This window comes from Mesorhizobium waitakense (assembly GCF_056431085.1).
The window spans coordinates 1-17,994 of the sequence record NZ_JBWKME010000010.1 but is presented as its reverse complement, the minus strand read 5'-3'; the positions used below and the strand labels follow the sequence as shown (position 1 = coordinate 17,994).

At 63.5% G+C, this 17,994-nt stretch carries 17 protein-coding genes and 1 pseudogene; 9 read left to right on the top strand and 9 right to left on the bottom strand.

The window, feature by feature from the left end; translation table 11 throughout:
- Positions 1–123: 123 nt before the first annotated feature.
- Both AC07FD_RS01125 and AC07FD_RS01120 read right to left on the bottom strand, forming a co-directional pair.
- Positions 124–972: an EAL domain-containing protein gene (locus tag AC07FD_RS01125; protein WP_478348299.1), complete on the bottom strand. Its 849-nt coding sequence runs from the start codon at positions 970–972 to the stop codon at positions 124–126.
- The gene (locus AC07FD_RS01120; RefSeq protein WP_478348298.1) at positions 969–1,865 is read right to left on the bottom strand and encodes an EAL domain-containing protein; all 897 of its coding nucleotides are present in this window, start codon (positions 1,863–1,865) and stop codon (positions 969–971) included. Before AC07FD_RS01120 ends, AC07FD_RS01125 begins: the two co-directional genes overlap by 4 nt.
- 200 nt (positions 1,866–2,065) lie before the next feature.
- On the opposite strand from AC07FD_RS01120, the gene AC07FD_RS01115 reads away from it, so the two are divergent.
- Complete coding sequence (locus tag AC07FD_RS01115; protein WP_478348297.1) at positions 2,066–3,268, top strand: pyridoxal phosphate-dependent aminotransferase; 1,203 nt, start codon at positions 2,066–2,068, stop codon at positions 3,266–3,268.
- Positions 3,269–3,348: 80 nt separating this feature from the next.
- On the opposite strand, the gene AC07FD_RS01110 is transcribed toward AC07FD_RS01115, so the two are convergent.
- On the bottom strand, positions 3,349–3,744 hold the full coding sequence (locus AC07FD_RS01110; RefSeq protein WP_478348296.1) for a (R)-mandelonitrile lyase: 396 nt from the start codon (positions 3,742–3,744) through the stop codon (positions 3,349–3,351).
- A 132-nt stretch (positions 3,745–3,876) separates the two neighbouring features.
- Here AC07FD_RS01110 and AC07FD_RS01105 point away from each other — a divergent pair.
- The 3 genes and pseudogenes from AC07FD_RS01105 to AC07FD_RS01095 all read left to right on the top strand — a co-directional run.
- Positions 3,877–4,029: pseudogene (locus AC07FD_RS01105) on the top strand (EAL domain-containing protein); the annotation flags it as partial.
- Positions 4,030–4,225: 196 nt separating this feature from the next.
- On the top strand, positions 4,226–6,277 hold the full coding sequence (locus tag AC07FD_RS01100; protein ID WP_478348295.1) for an elongation factor G: 2,052 nt from the start codon (positions 4,226–4,228) through the stop codon (positions 6,275–6,277).
- Between the two features lie 720 nt (positions 6,278–6,997).
- Positions 6,998–7,495, top strand: coding sequence for a methyltransferase family protein (locus AC07FD_RS01095; protein ID WP_478348294.1), 498 nt, complete (start codon positions 6,998–7,000; stop codon positions 7,493–7,495).
- Between the two features lie 44 nt (positions 7,496–7,539).
- Here the strand turns inward: AC07FD_RS01095 and AC07FD_RS01090 are convergent, their stop codons facing one another.
- The gene (locus tag AC07FD_RS01090) at positions 7,540–8,436 is read right to left on the bottom strand and encodes a LysR family transcriptional regulator (protein WP_184874593.1); all 897 of its coding nucleotides are present in this window, start codon (positions 8,434–8,436) and stop codon (positions 7,540–7,542) included.
- A 79-nt stretch (positions 8,437–8,515) separates the two neighbouring features.
- On the bottom strand, positions 8,516–9,490 hold the full coding sequence (gene trxB, locus AC07FD_RS01085; protein ID WP_478348300.1) for a thioredoxin-disulfide reductase: 975 nt from the start codon (positions 9,488–9,490) through the stop codon (positions 8,516–8,518).
- Between the two features lie 251 nt (positions 9,491–9,741).
- Between trxB and AC07FD_RS01080 the strand changes: the two genes are divergently transcribed.
- Both AC07FD_RS01080 and AC07FD_RS01075 read left to right on the top strand, forming a co-directional pair.
- A complete protein-coding gene (locus AC07FD_RS01080; protein ID WP_095090929.1) occupies positions 9,742–10,221 on the top strand; it encodes an Lrp/AsnC family transcriptional regulator in 480 nt (159 codons plus the stop codon).
- Between the two features lie 247 nt (positions 10,222–10,468).
- The gene (locus AC07FD_RS01075) at positions 10,469–11,263 is read left to right on the top strand and encodes a glycosyltransferase family 2 protein (protein ID WP_478348293.1); all 795 of its coding nucleotides are present in this window, start codon (positions 10,469–10,471) and stop codon (positions 11,261–11,263) included.
- An 87-nt stretch (positions 11,264–11,350) separates the two neighbouring features.
- Here AC07FD_RS01075 and AC07FD_RS01070 read toward each other — a convergent pair whose 3' ends face one another.
- The 4 genes from AC07FD_RS01070 to AC07FD_RS01055 all read right to left on the bottom strand — a co-directional run bounded on the left by AC07FD_RS01070 (position 11,351) and on the right by AC07FD_RS01055 (position 14,851).
- The gene (locus tag AC07FD_RS01070) at positions 11,351–11,992 is read right to left on the bottom strand and encodes an HAD-IIIA family hydrolase (RefSeq protein WP_478348292.1); all 642 of its coding nucleotides are present in this window, start codon (positions 11,990–11,992) and stop codon (positions 11,351–11,353) included.
- Between the two features lie 12 nt (positions 11,993–12,004).
- Positions 12,005–12,577, bottom strand: coding sequence for a D-sedoheptulose-7-phosphate isomerase (locus AC07FD_RS01065; RefSeq protein WP_478348291.1), 573 nt, complete (start codon positions 12,575–12,577; stop codon positions 12,005–12,007).
- Positions 12,578–12,584: 7 nt separating this feature from the next.
- Positions 12,585–14,078 (bottom strand): D-glycero-beta-D-manno-heptose-7-phosphate kinase, encoded by a 1,494-nt coding sequence (rfaE1, locus tag AC07FD_RS01060; protein ID WP_478348290.1) that lies wholly within the window; start codon positions 14,076–14,078, stop codon positions 12,585–12,587.
- Between the two features lie 140 nt (positions 14,079–14,218).
- Positions 14,219–14,851, bottom strand: a complete 633-nt coding sequence (locus AC07FD_RS01055; RefSeq protein WP_478348289.1) for a LysE family translocator — start codon at positions 14,849–14,851, stop codon at positions 14,219–14,221.
- A gap of 164 nt (positions 14,852–15,015) precedes the next feature.
- On the opposite strand from AC07FD_RS01055, the gene rfaD reads away from it, so the two are divergent.
- Genes rfaD through waaC form a run of 3 tightly spaced genes read left to right on the top strand, consistent with a single transcriptional unit; the run spans position 15,016 to position 17,911 of the window.
- Positions 15,016–15,966: an ADP-glyceromanno-heptose 6-epimerase gene (gene rfaD, locus AC07FD_RS01050; protein WP_095090923.1), complete on the top strand. Its 951-nt coding sequence runs from the start codon at positions 15,016–15,018 to the stop codon at positions 15,964–15,966.
- The gene (gene waaF / locus AC07FD_RS01045; protein WP_478348288.1) at positions 15,939–16,946 is read left to right on the top strand and encodes a lipopolysaccharide heptosyltransferase II; all 1,008 of its coding nucleotides are present in this window, start codon (positions 15,939–15,941) and stop codon (positions 16,944–16,946) included. The genes rfaD and waaF overlap by 28 nt, the downstream gene beginning before the upstream one ends.
- Positions 16,943–17,911, top strand: a complete 969-nt coding sequence (gene waaC, locus AC07FD_RS01040; RefSeq protein ID WP_478348287.1) for a lipopolysaccharide heptosyltransferase I — start codon at positions 16,943–16,945, stop codon at positions 17,909–17,911. Before waaF ends, waaC begins: the two co-directional genes overlap by 4 nt.
- The last annotated feature ends 83 nt before the right edge of the window (positions 17,912–17,994 follow it).

The following is a 17,994-nucleotide window of genomic DNA, read 5'->3' as shown; positions in this document are numbered from 1 at the left end:
GTCACCTATGCTATCGGTCCATTCTGTTACCTATCTATCAGGTTCGGACACCGCCATGTTCTCCCCGTATAGTGACGGGGAGAAGAACGCTCTCGCCCCAGATTTCGCAAACCACCAACGCTCCTAGCCGAACAGCGGCACAACCTTGCTGTCCCTGCCAAGCAGCGTGTCGATGGCGAGCGGCTCTTCGTTGAAGATCGTGCCAGCCAGCGCCGGGCGGGCGAGAAGAAACCCCTGCAGCAGGTCGACCCCGCCTTCGAGCGCGACGCGCAGGTGGGTGGGCTGCTCGATGCCTTCGACCAGCACCTTGGCGCCGCGGTCGTGCAAGGTCGAAACCAGTGGGCGGAAGAACCGTTCGGCGGCGGCATGGCGGCAGAACTCGGCGAACCAGGTGCCGTCGATCTTGACGATGTCGGGGTGGAGCAGGCTGACCCGCTCCTCTGTCGAGTGGCCGGTGCCGAAATCGTCGATGGCGATGCGGATGCCGTCGCGCCGCATTTCGCGCACCAGTCGGATGAGAAGCGCGTCGTCGGCCGCCTGTTCGGTGATTTCGCAGACCAGCATGGCCGGCGCGAGGCCGAAATCGCCGAGATACCTGGTCATCAGCCGGATCTCGGCCAGCGCCCGCCCGGGATGGTCGTTGATCAGCGGATTGTAGTTGAAGAACAGATCGAGCCCGTCGACGCCGATGTTGCGAAAATTCCTGAGGTGCAGCACCCGGCACATGGTCTCGACAAACAACCGGTCGGAAGGGGCGACGCTTTCGAAAAACACCTTCGGCGCACCGGGGCGGCCGGCACGGTGCGGCTCGATCAGGGCTTCGACCGCGACAGCGTGAAGGAAGCGGCCGCGCGGCGCGAAAATCGGCTGATAGGCGCTGCGCAGCCGGAACTCGCCATGGATGCCGTATTCGATACCGACTTCGTCGACCTGGATCGCGTTGCCGACATCGCGCCGCAGCTCGCGCCTCATGGCGTCACCTTGCGCCCGAAAGCTTTCGCTGGCCGCGTCGCATGCGGTGAGGCCGGTTGCACAGGCGCGGCTCCAGCGGCCGCGGGGGCGGGTTGCTGCGTGGTTTTGCCGAAGACGCGAAAGCTTGTCGGCGCCAGCTCGGGACGCGCCAGCACGAAACCCTGCACCATCGACGCTCCCGACTTCTCGGCGAGTTCCAGTTGCCAGCCCTCCTCGATGCCCTCGAACACCGTGCGGATGCCTTGCTGCTCGAAACTTTTCACCATGGTGGTCAGCAACGCGAAGCCGGCCCCGGACTCCATCAGCTGCGTGATCCAGAAGGCGTCGAATTTGACGATGTCGGGCTTCAGCTCCTTGACGCGGTTGATGTCGGAATCGTCGGCGCCATAGTCGTCGACGGCGATGCGAAAGCCGTTGGCCCGCAGCGCGGCGACGAAGCTGTGCAGGGTCTCCTGCGACGCCGAGCGCTGCTCGGTCACTTCGCAGACCACACGGCGCGGATCGATGCCGGCCTCGTGCAGCACCAGCCGCATTTCGCGCAAGGCATTGTCGGCAACGGTGCGCTCGGTGAACACCGACGGGTCGAAATTGACGAAGATCGAGGCCTCCTCCGGCAAGCAGGCGCCGGCGTTCAGAAGATGCAGCGTCCTGGTCAGCGCCTCGATATGAAGGCGGTCGGCGGCCGGGCAGGTGCTGAAAAAGCTCATCGGCGATTGCGGCTCGCCGTCGCGGAACGGCCGGATCAGCCCTTCGAAGGCGACCACCGACAGCTTGCCTTCGTTAAAGGCGAAGATCGGCTGGAAGGCGCTTTGCAGCGTGTAGATGCCCCAGACACCGGTGGTGGTGCCGTCGTCCTGACGGATGATGTGGGCAAGCCCAATGCTGCGCGACACGGTTCCTCGCTGCGCGAACTGGCGGATTGGATTGCGATCCTGCCACGCAAAGCCTCTACCGCCCGTTAATGAATTTTTTATTGCCGATCACGGGTGTTGAGGCCTGGATCAGCCGACAATGCTTGCACTCGGCAAAATCATGCGACATGAGAAGCGCCGCGGCCGCTCCCGGCCGCGCTGATCCTTGGAGACCCATGATCATGGCCTTTCTCGCCGACGCCCTTTCCCGCGTAAAGCCTTCCGCGACCATCGCGGTAACGCAGAAAGCGCGTGAGCTGAAAAATGCCGGCCGCGACATTATCGGCCTCGGCGCTGGCGAGCCGGATTTCGACACGCCCGACAACATCAAGAATGCCGCGATCGAGGCGATTCGCCGTGGCGAGACCAAGTATCCCCCAGTCTCGGGCATTGTGCCGCTGCGCGAAGCGATCGCGAAGAAGTTCAAGCGCGAGAACAATCTCGACTACAAGCCCGAGCAGACCATTGTCGGCACCGGCGGCAAGCAGATCCTGTTCAACGCCTTCATGGCGACGCTGAACCCCGGCGACGAGGTCATCATACCGCGCCCCTACTGGGTCAGTTATCCCGAGATGGTGGCGATCTGCGGCGGCACCTCTGTGTTTGCCGACACTTCGATCGACAACGGCTTCAAGCTGACCGCCGCGGTGCTGGAGAAGGCGATCACACCACGCACCAAATGGCTGCTGATGAACTCGCCGTCGAACCCGTCGGGGGCTGCCTATACCGAGGCCGAACTGCGCGCGCTGGCCGACGTGCTGTTGAAGCATCCGCATGTCTGGACGCTGACCGACGACATGTACGAGCACCTGACCTATGGCGACTTCGTCTTCAAGACCATCGCCGAAGTCGAGCCGAAGCTCTACGAGCGCACGCTGACCATGAACGGCGTGTCGAAAGCCTATGCCATGACCGGCTGGCGCATCGGCTATGCCGCCGGTCCGGTGGCGCTGATCAAGGCGATGGACATGATCCAGGGCCAGCAAACCTCGGGCGCCTGCACCATCGCGCAATGGGCATCGGTCGAGGCGCTCAACGGCCCGCAGGACTTCATCGCCAGGAACAAGGCGATCTTCCAGGGCCGGCGCGATCTCGTCGTGTCGATGCTCAACCAGGCGCGCGGCATAACCTGCCCGTCGCCGGAAGGCGCCTTCTACGTCTATCCGTCCTGCGCCCAACTGATCGGCAAGAAGACCAAAACCGGCAAGCTGATCGACACCGACGAGAGCTTCTGCTCGGAACTGCTCGAGGCCGAGGGGGTCGCGGTGGTGTTCGGCTCGGCCTTCGGCCTCGGTCCCAACTTCCGCATCTCCTACGCCACTTCCGAGACGCTGCTTGAGGAAGCCTGCACGCGCATCCAGCGCTTCACGGCATCGCTGACCTGATCAGGCCAGTCTTGAAACTGGAAACCCGGCTTCAGGCCGGGTTTTTTATTGGCAACGACGCCTCATCACAGGCTCGGCACTCAGCCGCCATATTGGACTGACGTCACCTCTTCTAGCCAGTCGGCGTGGACACCGTCCAGCGCCTCCTGCATGGCGATATGCGTCATCGCCGATTTCGGCGCCGCACCGTGCCAGTGCTTTTCGCCAGGCGCGAACGAGATGACGTCGCCGGCCCTGATCTCCTGGACCGGCTCGCCCCATGTCTGGGCAAGGCCTGCGCCTGAGGTGACATAGAGTGTCTGGCCGAGCGGATGCGTGTGCCAGTGGGTGCGCGCGCCCGGCTCGAAGCTGACCAGCGTGGCCCGCAGCCGCGCCGGCGCCTCCTTCTCGATGATCGGCGTCTGCAACACGCGGCCGGTGAAGTACTTCTCCGGCGCTGTGATGGTCGGCACGCTGCCGCAGGCAATGATCTTCATCGGGGTGATCCTGGAACTGGTGAAGCGATCGGCATCAAACGCCGCCAGACATTTGAAGCAAAACGCCTTTGACGCAAAATCCATTCTCGGCCGATATCATCCCAGGCGCAACCGGCCGTTTCGCGCACCGCCGCCGAGGGCGTCGAGACGCAAGAGGAATTCGCCCTGGCCAAGGCCGCCGGATGCAATCGTTTCCAGGGCTATTTCTTCGGCCGGCCGGCGCCGCGCGACAAGCTTGGTCCGTTGCATGCCGTCCATGCCGAGCCGCTGGCGCTGAGCGCCTGAGGCGACGGCCGAAGAATTTCTATTTTTCTTGCCCTGCCGGCAAACAAGTGGGACGATGGCTTCGGGCAGGTGGCCAAACCAAAAGAACCCCGCCCGCGACGGTCGAACAGGCCGGCCGCCGCTCAGGACCGATTGACCAAGCCTGAACCATGCATGCCAGTCGGTCCTACGGGAAACGCCTGAGTGGAGGTCAGTCATGGGTACTCGCGCCGGAGGACGACGCACGGGACCGAAATGCATTGCCATAATCGGTCCCTTCGCCAGCGGTAAGACGACACTTCTCGAAGCCATATTGGCCCGCACGGGCTCAATCCCCCGACAAAACCCCGTCTCATCGGGCAACACCGTTTCAGATCATTCGCCAGAGGCGCGGGCCCACGCGATGAGCGTCGAGGCGACCTTCGCCACCACCGAATTCATGGGCGAGCAGCTTACTATCGTCGATTGTCCCGGCTCCATCGAATTCTCTTTCGAGGCCGAGCCGGTGCTGGCCGCCTGCGACCTCGCTGTGGTCGTTGCCGAGGCCGATGAAAAGAAGATCCCTGCCCTGCAGCTGATCATGCGCAGGCTCGACGATCTCGGCGTGCCGCGCATCCTGTTCCTCAACAAGGTCGACAAGGCAATCGCCGGCGTGCGCGACACGCTGAAGATGCTGCAGCCGGCCAGCGCCGTGCCGCTGCTGCTGCGCCAGATTCCGCTGCGCAAGGATGGCGTCGTCATCGGCTCGATCGATCTGGCGCTGGAGCGCGCTTACATCTATCGCGAATATGCCGAAAGCGAAGTGGCCGAAATACCTGGCGATGACAAGGCGCGCGAACTGGAGGCGCGCTTCTCCATGCTGGAGACGCTGGCCGATCATGACGACCAACTGATGGAACAACTGCTCGAGGAGATCGAGCCGCCCAAGGACGCCATCTTCGACGACCTCGCCGCCGATCTGCGCGATGGCGCGGTGACGCCGGTGCTGATCGGCACAGCCGAGAAAGGCAATGGCGTGCTGCGCCTCTTGAAGGCGATCCGCCACGACGCGCCGGACATCGAGGCGACCCGCAAGCGGCTGGGCGCGCCCGACGGCGCGGCCACCGTGGCTCAGGTGATGAAGACCATCCACACGCCGCATGGCGGCAAGCTGTCGGTGTCGCGCATCCTGTCCGGCCAGGTCGTCGACGGCTCCGAACTCTGGCTGCCCGGCGGCAACACGGCGAAGGTTTCCGGCATCTACCGAATGCTCGGCAAGGATCAGTTCAAGCTCACCATCGCCAAGGCCGGCGACACGGTGGCGCTGGGCAAGCTGGATGAGGTCAAGACCGGCCAGACGCTGAGTTCGGCCAAGGGCGGCATCAAGCCGCTGCTTGAGTTCGAGCCGCCGCAGCCGGTCTTCGCTTTCGCGCTGCGCCCCAAGGAGCGCAAGGACGAAGTGAAGATGTCGGCCGCCATCCAGCGGCTGGCGGAGGAAGACCCCTCGCTCAGCCTGCGCCACAACCAGGACTCGGCCGAGACCGTGCTGTCGGGCCATGGCGAGATGCATCTGCGTGTCGTGCGCGAGCGGCTGGAAGGCAAGAACCAGATCCCGGTCGAAGGTCATGCGCCGGCGGTGCCCTATCGCGAGACGATCCGCAAATCGGCGCAGCAGCGCGGCCGGCACAAGAAACAGTCGGGCGGTCATGGCCAGTTCGGCGACGTGGTGATCGAGATCAAGCCGCTGCCGCGCGGCTCCGGCTTCCAGTTCACCGACACCATCACCGGCGGCGTCGTGCCGAAGACCTATATCCAGTCGGTCGAAACTGGCGTGCGCGACTATCTGAAGTCGGGCCCGCTCGGCTTTCCCGTCGTAGATGTCGCCGTCAACCTCTCGGACGGCTCCTACCACGCGGTTGATTCCTCCGACATGGCCTTCCAGATGGCGGCCAGACTGGCGATGAAGGAAGGCATGGCCGCCTGCTCGCCGGTGCTTCTGGAACCGGTGATGAAGGTCGAGATCGTCACGCCCTCCGACGCGACCTCGAAGATCATCGCGCTCATCCCGCAGCGGCGCGGCCAGATCCTCGGCTATGATGCGCGGCCTGACTGGCCGGGATGGGATGTTGTCGAGGCGACCATGCCGCAGGCCGAGATCGGCGACCTGATCATCGAGTTGCGCTCGGCGACCGCTGGCGTCGCCAGCTACCGCGCCGTCTTCGACCACATGGCCGAACTCACCGGGCGTCTCGCCGACGAAGCGATGAATGCCAACGGCAAGGCTGCCTGATTCGGTCTTCCTCTCGAACCCCGGTTCGAGGGGGCCAAATGAAAACGACGCCCGGCGGGGACCGGACGTCGTTTTATTCGCGGACCGTTTCCCAGGAGGTAAAACGGAAGGTCCGCCGCATCTGGCGCCGCCGAGCTTCGGCGGCGGAAATGGTTCGGACGCGGTAGCCGCCTGAGCCCGGGCCGTTCGAGTGATGCCCCCATCTCCCGCACGACCACACCGCGTCCTATGGTCTGGATAGCACGTGTCGGGCGTCCATGTCATGTTACCTGAGGTTACATGTCACTGTTACGTGGCAATTCTGATGAATTTTCGAGTTGCTCCGGCAGGGCTCGGGCAACAAAAAAGCCGGATCAACGAAGATCCGGCTGAGTTTGATTGGAAGTGCCTGTTAAGGCTAACCTCCAGAGGGGAACACTCTAGGGCGCTAATGGGAGGAGAACGCGCCCAGGAGATGATCTATATATGTGCTCATCATGCCCAAGAAACAAGCATCTATTTTGCAACACACGCATGCAAAAAGACGCAGGCTGTGGTCTAACCCATATCCGAGACCTATAGGACCAGCAAAATCAGCAAAACGGAGCGTACGGAGGCGCGATTCTCACTACAGAATCGCCAATCGCGATCGATTTCTGTGCCCAAATGCCAAAACCGCGCAATGATGTGGAAGCAGGCAGCAGCCGTTCATTTATCAGGCAGTCAGGGAGGAAGCACCCAATGCGGACGTTTTCGGCGATCGCCGGCAGCGCGGCATTCTTCATCGCCGCACCCGGCGTGGTTGCCGGGCTGGTGCCCTGGCTGTTGACCGATCATTGGGGCTTGCCATGGTCGAGCCTGCCGGGCTTTGTGCCTGTTGGCGGGCTCCTGATCGTCACCGCGATCGCTGCACTGCTGCATGCCTTCGGCCGCTTTGCGCTCGAGGGGCTGGGCACGCCCGCTCCGGTTGCACCGACCGAGAGACTGGTGGTCGGCGGCATCTATCGCCATGTCCGCAACCCGATGTATGTCGCGGTGCTGTCGATCATCCTCGGCCAGGCGCTGCTGTTCTCGAGCTGGACGCTTGCCGCCTACGCGATCATCGGCGCGATCGCCATGGTGTCGTTCGTCCGGCTCTACGAGGAGCCGACATTGGCCCGCCGCTACGGCGCGCAATACGAGATCTATCGCCGCGCCGTGCCCGGCTGGCTGCCGCGGCTGACGCCCTGGCGGGGGTGATTTTAGAACTGGATGAAGACCAGACAGTCGGACGCCAGGGTGGATCAGAAAGACCAGCTACGGGCCTTGGCGATGATGAAATCGCGAAAGACATGCAGCTTGGCCTGGTTCTTCATCGCGTCTGGATAAGCGAAATAGGTGTCGAAGGACGGCACCTCGGTCTCCGGCAGCAATTGCACCAGGTCGGAGTCCTTGCTGATCACATAGTCGGGCAGCATGGCGATGCCGGCGCCGCCCTGCACCGCGCGCTTGATCGACAATATGTCGTTGATCTGCAGCGTCGGCACCCTTTGTCCGCCTTCGAAATCGCCAATCGTTTCCAGCCAGTTCAGCTCCGACAGATGCGATGGCACCGGCACGCCGAAGGTGACGATGCGATGGCTCTTCAGCTCGGCCACCGAAGCCGGCTTGCCGTGCTTGGCGACATAGGTGGGCGAGGCATAGAGGTGGAAATGCACGGTGAACAGGCGGCGCTGGATCAGGTCCGGCTGCTGCGGCTGGCGCAGCCGGATGGCGCAATCGGCTTGGCGCATGGTCAGGTCGAGTTCCTCGTTGGCGAGGATCAGCTGCAGGCTGATTTCGGGATAGAGCTCTATGAACTCCTGCACCCGCTCGGTCAGCCAGCCGGCGCCCAGCCCGACGGTGGTCGTCACCCTGAGCACGCCGGACGGGCGATCCTTGGTCTCGGTCAGCCGCGACTTGATGGTTTCGAGCTTCATCAGCACGTCATGCGCCGTGCGGAACAGCATTTCGCCCTGCTCAGTCAGCACCAGCCCGCGGGCGTGGCGGTTGAACAGCGGCACGCCGACATCATGTTCGAGCGCGCTGACCTGCCGCGAAATCGCCGATTGCGACAGATGCAATGTCTCGGCCGCATGGGTAAACGACCCCGCCTCCGCCGCAGCGTGAAACACGCGTAGCTTGTCCCAGTCCAACGCCATGCTACCCCTCGTTCTGTTTTGGCGTCTGAATGAAAAATCAGGCTTTTACACGGCGTTTCTAAGTCGCCTTCTGAACTCTTTACTCCGCCGCTTCGCGGTGCACTTCGATGCCGGCCAGATACTTCTCCGCCTCGAGTGCCGCCATGCAGCCGAGCCCCGCCGCGGTCACCGCCTGGCGGTAGATGTCGTCGGTCACGTCACCCGCCGCAAACACGCCGGGAACGTCGGTGCGGGCCGAATCCGGCGCCGTCCACAGATAGCCGTTCGGCTTCTGCTTCAGCTTGCCCGCAAACAGTTCGACCGCCGGCGCGTGGCCGATGGCCACGAACACGCCGTCGACCTTGAGATGCGTTTCCTGGCCGGTCACCGCATGCTTGAGCTTCAGCCCTTCGACCGAAGGCGGCAGCGGCGCCTTGCCGGGACGGCCGGTGATCTCGTCGACGACCGTGTCCCAGATGACGCGGACATTGTCCTTCTTCAGGAGCCGCTCGCGCAGGATGCGCTCGGCGCGGAAATCGCTGCGCCTGTGGATGACAGTCACACTCTTGGCGAGGTTCGACAGGTAGAGTGCCTCTTCCACCGCCGAATTGCCACCGCCGACCACCGCGACATCCTTGCCGCGGTAGAAGAAGCCGTCGCAGGTGGCGCAGGCCGAGACGCCAAAGCCCATGAAGGTCTGTTCGGTCGGAATGCCCAGCCATTTGGCCTGCGCGCCGGTGGCGATGATCAGCGCGTCGGCGGTGTAGGTGGTGCCGGAATCGCCCTTGGCGCGGAACGGCCGCACATTGAGGTCGACCTCGGTGATGATGTCGTTGATGATGTCGGTGCCGACGTGTTCGGCCTGCTTCAGCATCTGCTCCATCAGCCACGGACCCTGGATGGGGTCGGCGAAGCCGGGATAGTTCTCGACATCGGTGGTGATCATCAGCTGGCCGCCCTGCTGCAGCCCGGCGACCAGCATCGGCTTCAGCATGGCGCGGGCGGCGTAGACTGCCGCCGTATAGCCGGCGGGGCCGGAACCGATAATGAGAACGGGCGCGTGCTTGGTGGTCATCTGGAAGCCTATTCGGAGGGCTGCCGACAATTGCGGCATGGAAAACTCGTCGATATCGCGCGTAATGTAAGTGTTGCCCACGGCGCCAGCAAGGCGGGTTGGCATTCGTCCCCGGAAAGCTTTGTCGCACCCTGTCGCCGCTTTGATCGGCCGAAATATTCCGAGCGAGGGATGGAATGGACACAGAAGTCGTTTAATTACAAGATCACGCAAGATTCTTGCGTATTGCCCCTGACTTATCGAGAGCCCTCATGCCGCTCAAGGCCGATCTCGACGCCATCGACTGGAAGATCCTGCGCGAGCTTCAGGCCGATGGCCGCATGACCAATGTCGAACTGTCGAACCGCGTTGGCATTTCGGCGCCGCCGTGCCTGCGTCGCGTCAAGCGGCTGGAGGAAGCCGGCATCATCCGCGGCTACCGCGCCTTGCTCAACGCGCCGGCGCTTGGCCTCGATGTCGTCGCCTTCTGCCTGATCGGCCTGCATCACCAGGCCGACGCCGAACTGCGCACCTTTGCCGAGCGCACCCGCGGCTGGCCGATCGTCCGCGACGCCTGGATGGTATCGGGTGAATCCGATTTCCTGCTGCACTGCGTGGCGAGCGACCTGGGGGCTTTCCAGACGTTCGTCATCGAGGAGCTGACTTCGACCCCGAATGTCGACACGGTGCGCACCGCGCTCACCATCCGCCGGGTCAAGGACGAGGGGCTGGTCTCGTTTGCACAGCCTTGAGGCTGGTCGACGGCAGCACCACATCGTCCCCGCTCGATGCGAATTCCCGGCTTCGCCATACCAGAGCCGCTTTCGCATTCGACAGGCTCTGGTGTAGAAAGCCGGAGCGTTGTGACGGACGTGGCCGCTTTGTTGGTTTCCTAAGGCAATTTCAGGAAAGTGTGACGGGTTTTTCGACAGGGATTGCGTAACAACAGATAGCGCAAGCAGCGTAATTTCACAGAACAGTGTGCTGTAGAGTGGGATCATGACTCGATTTTCTAGCCCGGTTTCGGCGCTCATCATCTGCATGAACGAAGCCGACATGATCGGCCCCTGCCTGGAGAGCGTCGACTTCTGCGCCGACATCGTCGTCGTCGATTCGGGTTCGACGGATAACACCCTGGTCGTCATTCAGGAGTTCATCGCCAAGGGCTACCCGATAAGGCTGTTTCACAACGATTGGCCGGGTTTCCCACGTCAGCGGCAATTCGCGCTTGATCAAGCCACGCAGCCATGGTGCCTTTCGATTGAAGCCGATGAGGCCGTCGACGACCTGCTCAGGCGGTCGATCGTGACCGTGACGCAGCCTCAGAACGAGGCCATCGACGGATGGTTCGTAAGACGCCGCGACAAGTTGAAAGGCTATGGCTATGCACACCGCTGGGTGCTGCACAACAGGCTGCTGCGTCTGTTCCGCCGCGACAAGGCCACCATGGACATTGACCTGCGGGTCCATGAATCGTTCGAGGTGCCGGGCGAAACCGGTACGATTGAAAATGGCGTGTTGCTGCATCGCCGCGAAATGACTGTCGCGGAGGATCTGGCAAGGGCCAACACCTACTCCAGCCTCAAGGTTGCCACGCTGGTCGAGAGAGGCAAGAAGCCGGGCTTGATAAGGCTGGTCCTGTCGCCGCTCGGCAACTTCCTGAAATTCTATCTGGCCAAGCGCTACTTCCTGTGCGGCCGGCATGGCTTCGTCTATTCGATGATGGTGATGGTGTATTCGTTCGCCACCGAGGCCAAGCTTTATGAAGCTTCGCGAGACAACGATCCGACTTGAGGCCAAATTCCACTTTCGGAATTATGCCCCCCTTGCTTTGATGCAATTCCGGACGGAAAGCCGTTTCACACTTTTCCAGGAGTTGCTCTAGCCTGACATATCGCCGAGTGCCGCTATTACGGCGAGCAGGCCACCCAAATCCTCGTGGTTGCGCCAGGGCTGGACTGTAAAGCCCGATTGAACGGCCGCTTCGCCGTCGACCAGCCAGCCCTGCGAGAGGCCGGCGCGCTGTCCCGCCTCCATGTCCGCCGGCTTGTCGCCAACGATCAGCGAACGCCGCAGATCGAGCCCCAGACATTTGGCCGCCTCCAGCAGCATGCCGGGATTGGGCTTGCGCATCGGATGATTGGCGATCGCAAGCGGCCCCTCGCCCGCCTCGTGATAGGCGCAGGCAAGGACCATATCCACGAACGCGTTGTCGGCGCGCAGCAGGTCGAGCACGCGGCCATTGACGGCGGCGAAATCGCTCCAGCCGTAGTAGCCGCGCGCGATGCCCGACTGGTTGGTGACGATGATGACGGGAATGCCGGCCCGATTGGCGGCACCGATCGCAGCGGCGATATTTTCGCGCAGCACCATTTCGGCCGGGTCATCGGGATAGCCGGTGTCGAGATTGATGGTGCCGTCGCGGTCGAGAAACAGCGCAGGCGTACCGGTCGGAAAAATCCTGCTATCGATCCGCTCGACCCACAGTCCGGGCTCCTGGAGCGGATAGGGTTCGGGCTTCACGACCACGACCTGTCAGCCATTGCTGAGACGCGCTTCGACCACTTCGCACAGATGATGATAGAGGCACAGATGCCCCTGCTGGATGATCGGGGTCGAGGTCGAGGGCACGTTGAGCAGGATGTCCGATAGCGGCTTGAGCTTGCCGCCGGTGTCGCCGGTCAGGCCGATCACCGTCATATCCATCATCCGCGCCTGCTCGGCAGCGGCGAGAATGCTCGGCGAATTGCCGCTGGTCGAGATTGCCAGCAGCACGCCGCCCGCCGAGCCATGCGCCTCGACCTGGCGCGAAAACACCGTGTCGAAGCCATAGTCATTGCCCCAGGCGGTCAGCACCGCGGCATTGGCCGGCAGTGCTATGACATTGTAGGCCTTGCGCTCCTTGAGGAAGCGGCCGACCAGTTCGCCGGCGATGTGGATGGCATCGCTGGCCGAGCCGCCATTGCCGCAGATCAGCAAGGCTTTGCCCTGCGAAAGAGCCGTCACGATGGCGCTCACCGCCCGCTCCATCTCGCTCGTCAGGTCGCGCTCGACCATGGCGGAAATCGCGGCCGCCGAGCGGACCAGGTAGTCGTTCAGGTCAGACATGAATTCCTCAGCTTGTGGTGCCGCCGGCGCGCAATTTGCCGATGGTGTTGGTGGTGCTTTTGCCGGCGACGAGATCTATCAGCACGACGCGGCCGCCCGCCTTCCGCACCACATCGGCACCGACCACGGTGTCGATCGTGTAATCGGCGCCCTTGACCAGCATGTCGGGCAGCAGCGCTTCGATCAGCGCCAGGGGCGTGTCCTCCTCGAACACCACGACCGCATCGACCGAGGCAAGGGCGGCGAGCACGCAAGCGCGGTCATGCTGGTCGTTGACCGGCCGCCCGGCGCCCTTCAGCCGTCGCACCGAAGCATCGCTGTTGAGGCCAAGCACCAGCCGGTCGCACTGGCTGCGCGCCGCGTGCAACAGACTGACATGACCGGCATGCAGGATGTCGAAGCAGCCATTGGTGAAGCCGACACTCAAGCCCTCCTCCTTCCACGCCGCGACCATGCGCGCGGCCGACGTGGCGTCGAGGATGGCATCCTTGTGCGCGGTCGGCCCGTGCGATCGGAACAGCGCACCGGTGAGTTCCTCGACCGTCAGCCGCGCGGTGCCGCGCTTGCCCACCACGACGCCGCCGGCGGCATTGGCGATCGATGCCGCCGCGACAGGGTCGGCACCGGCCGCCAGCGCCAATGCAAAACTCGCGATCACCGTGTCGCCGGCGCCCGAAACGTCGAACACTTCGCGCGCCTGGGTGGCGATATGGCGCGCCTCGGTCGGGTCGACCACGCTCATGCCCTTTTCGCTGCGCGTCGCCACGACGAAATCGAAGCCATGCGCGGAAATCAACTGGCGTGCCGCCGCCACGATCTCGTCATCGGCGAACACCGCATGGCCGACAGCTTCGCCAAGCTCCTTGCGGTTTGGGGTGATGGCGGTCGCTCCGGCATAGCGCGCATAGTCGCGGCCCTTCGGATCGACAAGCACCGGCTTTCCCGCCTCACGGCAGATGGCGATCAAGTCCCCGGCGACGCCGTCGAGCAATATGCCCTTGCCATAGTCGGACAGGACGACGATGTCGGCGCGCATCAGCGCCGCGCCGAAATGCCGGATCAGACCGTCGCGCTCCGCAACATCGAGCGGCTTGATCTCCTCCTCGTCGAAGCGCAGCACCTGCTGGTTGAGCGCACTAAAGCGGCTCTTCGACGAGGTCATGCGGCCACGCTCCTGCGCCAGGCCCGCTGTGTCGGCGCCGAGTTCGCGCAGCATGCGCACGAGATTGTTGCCGGCAGCATCAGTGCCGATTACCGACACCGGAATAGCGGATGCGCCGAGCGAGACGATGTTGGCGACGACATTGCCGGCGCCACCCATCGTCGAGGTTTCGCCGCGCCCGTGCAGCACCGGGATCGGCGCTTCCGGCGAGATCCGCTCGATGACGCCGTTGACGAACCGGTCGAGGATGAAGTCGCCGACCACCAGCACGGTGGCCTGGCCGAACCGCGAAATGGCGCGGTGCAGGGGTTCGGGAGAAGGTGGATTGTGCTTGATCATGTCACTGGCAACGCGTGGAAAAGGCCGATTTCAACCTTGCGGGTAATCATCAATTGAAGGGCCGGTTCGTTCATGGCGAAGCCGATATACCGCAAATCCACGCAGCGCAACGGCTGGCCATGACCGCGATCGCCCGGCGGTCAGCTCTTCTGCAGGGCGACATGGACACCCAGCCCGACCAGCACCGCCCCACCGGCCCGCTGCATCAGGCGCTGTGCACGGCTCGAACGCCGCAAGCGGCCGATCACGGCACCGGCCAGGAACACACAGACGATATCGGCCGAAGAGAACATCAGATTGACGATGGTGCCCAACACGACGAACTGCAGCCAGACCGGTAGCGCCGCCGAGGTATCGATGAACTGCGGCAGGAAGGCCATGAAGAAGATCGCCGTCTTGGGATTGAGCACCTCGACGGTGATGCTCTCGAAAAAGGCGCGCCGCGCCGATTTCCGCTCGATCGCGGGCAGCGCCATGTCGCCCTCGACGCGCTTGCGGAACAGCGAAACGCCGAGCCAGATCAGGTAGAGCGCGCCGACCAGCTTGACCGCCAGGTAGAGGGGCGGCACGGCGTGAAACAGCACCGACAGGCCTGCGGCAGCGGCAAAGACATGCACATAGCCGCCCAGATGAATGCCAAGTGCTGCCGTCAGGCCGGACCAGCGGCCGCGCGCCATCGTCTGCGCGGCGGCGTAGAGCATGGCCGGGCCGGGAATGTAGGCGAAGATCGCCGTGGTGGCGAAAAACGCGATGAGCAGTTCGGTCGACGGCATTCTTCTGTCCCTCACGATCGTCCCGGGTGGCACAAACCGACTGAAGCGGAAGCTTTGCGGCGCCACTGTGACATCCGCTTCGCTGCCTGCTTTATCGACAGCCCACCCTGCCTCCCTTATAAGGGCCGGAATCGGCAAGTGAAACGCGTATCAGGGCCAACAACATGATCATCGTCACGGGCGGCGCCGGCATGATCGGCTCCAACATCGTCGCGGCGCTGAATGCCGAAGGCCATGACGACATCCTCGTCGTCGACGACCTCACCGATGGCCACAAGATCGCCAATCTCGCCGATCTGCGCATCGCCGACTATCTCGACAAGGACGATTTCCTGGGCCGTATGGAGGCTGGCTCGTTCGGCCGCATCGAGGCCGTGTTCCACCAGGGCGCCTGCTCGACCACCACCGAGTGGAACGGCAAGTTCATGATGGAGGTGAACTACGCCTTCTCGAAACGGTTGCTGCATGCCTGCCAGGCGCTGCGCGTGCCCTTCCTCTACGCCTCCTCGGCTTCCGTCTATGGCGGTGGCGCCGAATTTCGCGAAGACCCGGCGCTCGAGCGACCGCTCAACGTGTATGCCTATTCCAAGAAGCTGTTCGACGACTATGTCAGGCGCACCGTCTTCGACACCGATCATGCGCAAGTTGTGGGCTTGCGCTACTTCAACGTCTACGGTCCGCGCGAGGCGCACAAGGGCGCCATGGCCTCGGTCGCCTTCCACCTGTTCAACCAGGTCGAGCGGGGCGAGAACCCGAAACTGTTCGGCGCCTATGATGGCTTCGGACCGGGCGAGCAAAGCCGCGATTTCATCCATGTCGGCGACGTCGCCGACGTCAATCTGTGGCTGTGGAAGCGCGGATCGAGCGGCATCTTCAACTGCGGCACCGGTCGCGCCCAGCCCTTCCGTGCCATTGCCGAAACCGTCATCGACACGCTGGGCAAGGGCGAGATCGAATTCATCGAATTCCCCGACCATCTCAAGGGCAGCTACCAGAGCTTTACGCAAGCTGATATGTCCCGTTTGCGCGCGGTCGGTTACAATGGCCAATTCCGGACAGTGGAAACCGGTGTCAGAGACTATGTCGAATGGCTGAAAGCCCAACGATCCTCGTGATCGGCCCACGCTGGGTGGGCGACATGGTGATGGCGCAGTGCCTGTTTTCGGCGCTGAAAGAGCTTCATCCCAACGCCGCGATCGATGTGCTGGCGCCGGCCTGGGCCGCACCGCTGGTCAAGCGCATGCCCGAAATCCGCCAGCAGATCGACTTTCCGCTCAAGCCCGGCGCGCTGGAATTCACCATTCGCCGGCGTTTTGGCCGACTGCTGCGCGGCCGCTACGACATGGCCTATGTCCTGCCGGGCAGCTGGAAATCGGCGCTGATCCCGTTCTTCGCCCGCATTCCGCGCCGTTTCGGCTATTTGCGCGAAATGCGCTACGGCCTGCTGACCGACATCGTGCCGCTGCCAGACAGCGTCAAACGACGCACGGCGCAGGCTTATTTCGGCCTCGCCCAGGGCGGCAGTTTCCGGCCGCCACGCCTGACCGTTGACGCGAAGAACCAGGCCGCCCTGCTCGACCGCTTCGGGCTCGCGCCCCAGAAATTCGCAGCGCTGATGCCTGGCGCCGAGTTCGGCCCGGCCAAGCGCTGGCCGAGCGAAAGCTATGCCGGGCTTGCCCGTGATCTTATGGCGAAGGGTTTGAAGGTCGCGCTGTTCGGCTCGAAGAACGACCGCGACGTGGCGGCGGAGATCGCCGCCCTCGCCCCCGGCGTTGTCGACCTCGCCGGCCAGACCCGGCTGGAGGACGCCATCGACCTGATCTCGGCGGCAAGGCTGGCGGTGTCCAACGACAGCGGGCTGATGCATGTCGCGGCTGGGGTCGGCACGCCGATCGTTGCCGTCTACGGCTCGACCTCGCCACAGAATACGCCGCCGCTGGCGGAACGGTGCGAACTGGTCTGGCTCGGCCTGTCCTGTTCGCCTTGCCACCAGAAGGTCTGTCCACTCGGCCACCTCAACTGCCTGAAGACGCTTGAAGTCGAGCAGGTCGTGGCGGCGGCGAAACGCCTGCTGGAAATCCCGGCAGCCGCATGAAGGTCCTCATCGTCAAGACGTCGTCGATGGGCGATGTCATCCACACCTTTCCAGCCGTCGAGGATGCTCGCCTTGTCAGGCCGGACATATCCTTCGACTGGTGCGTGGAAGAGGCATTCGCCGGCATCGTGGCGTTGCATCCGGCGATCGACAGGATCCACACGGTGGCGATCAGGCGCTGGCGCAAGACATTGCTCGACGGCGGTACCTGGCGCGAAGCGGCCGCCTTGCGCCGCACCTTGCGCGATTGCCGCTACGACCTCGTCATCGATGCGCAGGGACTGCTGAAATCAGCCCTGGTGGCCAGGCAGGCCGGTGCGCCGATCGCCGGCTTCGACCGGTCGAGCGCGCGCGAACCTTCTGCGTCGCTGGTCTACGACGTCACCTACGCCGTGCCGCGCGACCTGCACGCCATCGAACGCACGCGTCGGCTGTTCGGGCTGGCGCTCGGCTACCAGCCCGATCTTTCGAGGCTGGACTCCGGCATCGTCCCGCCGCCCGGCAGTCTTGTCGGCATCGCGGGAAAAATCGCGTTCCTGCTGCACGGCACCAGCCGCGAAGACAAGAAGTGGCCGGTCCAAGACTGGATCGAAACCGCCCGCCTGCTGGTTGAAAGGGAAACGACGCCGGTCACGACATGGTCGAACGAGCGCGAGAAGGCCGTCGCCGAAGCGATCGCTGGAGCCATTCCGTCAACGGTCGTGGTGCCCAAATCGCCGCTCTCCGACATCGCCGCGATCATCGGCCGTTCGACGCTGGTCATTGGCGCCGACACCGGGCTGACCCATCTCGCCAGCGCCTTCGGCCTGCCGACGGTTGCGGTTTTTCTTGCCACCGAGCCCGGCCTCACCGGCCCGCGCGGGCCATACGCATCAACGCTTTTGGCCGCACCCGGGGACCATGTAACGCCGGGGCAAGTGGTAGCGGAGGCAGAGAGGCTGCTGGAGCGTAGCCAGGCGGATTGATTTATTCAATCAATTCAATTGGAAAGGTTAGTGCCGCCCCTCATTGCCCTGCCGGGCATTTCTCCCCGTATGGTGACGGGGAG

Bases quoted from the DNA above. Each gene is read 5' to 3' on its own strand.
- AC07FD_RS01125 (WP_478348299.1), bottom strand. From the start codon at position 972: ATGAGGCGCGAGCTGCGGCGCGATGTCGGCAACGCGATCCAGGTCGAC.
- AC07FD_RS01115 (WP_478348297.1), top strand. From the start codon at position 2,066: ATGGCCTTTCTCGCCGACGCCCTTTCCCGCGTAAAGCCTTCCGCGACC.
- AC07FD_RS01110 (WP_478348296.1), bottom strand. From the start codon at position 3,744: ATGAAGATCATTGCCTGCGGCAGCGTGCCGACCATCACAGCGCCGGAG.
- AC07FD_RS01100 (WP_478348295.1), top strand. From the start codon at position 4,226: ATGGGTACTCGCGCCGGAGGACGACGCACGGGACCGAAATGCATTGCC.
- AC07FD_RS01095 (WP_478348294.1), top strand. From the start codon at position 6,998: ATGCGGACGTTTTCGGCGATCGCCGGCAGCGCGGCATTCTTCATCGCC.
- AC07FD_RS01090 (WP_184874593.1), bottom strand. From the start codon at position 8,436: ATGGCGTTGGACTGGGACAAGCTACGCGTGTTTCACGCTGCGGCGGAG.
- trxB (WP_478348300.1), bottom strand. From the start codon at position 9,490: ATGACCACCAAGCACGCGCCCGTTCTCATTATCGGTTCCGGCCCCGCC.
- AC07FD_RS01080 (WP_095090929.1), top strand. From the start codon at position 9,742: ATGCCGCTCAAGGCCGATCTCGACGCCATCGACTGGAAGATCCTGCGC.
- AC07FD_RS01075 (WP_478348293.1), top strand. From the start codon at position 10,469: ATGACTCGATTTTCTAGCCCGGTTTCGGCGCTCATCATCTGCATGAAC.
- AC07FD_RS01065 (WP_478348291.1), bottom strand. From the start codon at position 12,577: ATGTCTGACCTGAACGACTACCTGGTCCGCTCGGCGGCCGCGATTTCC.
- rfaE1 (WP_478348290.1), bottom strand. From the start codon at position 14,078: ATGATCAAGCACAATCCACCTTCTCCCGAACCCCTGCACCGCGCCATT.
- AC07FD_RS01055 (WP_478348289.1), bottom strand. From the start codon at position 14,851: ATGCCGTCGACCGAACTGCTCATCGCGTTTTTCGCCACCACGGCGATC.
- rfaD (WP_095090923.1), top strand. From the start codon at position 15,016: ATGATCATCGTCACGGGCGGCGCCGGCATGATCGGCTCCAACATCGTC.
- waaF (WP_478348288.1), top strand. From the start codon at position 15,939: ATGGCTGAAAGCCCAACGATCCTCGTGATCGGCCCACGCTGGGTGGGC.
- waaC (WP_478348287.1), top strand. From the start codon at position 16,943: ATGAAGGTCCTCATCGTCAAGACGTCGTCGATGGGCGATGTCATCCAC.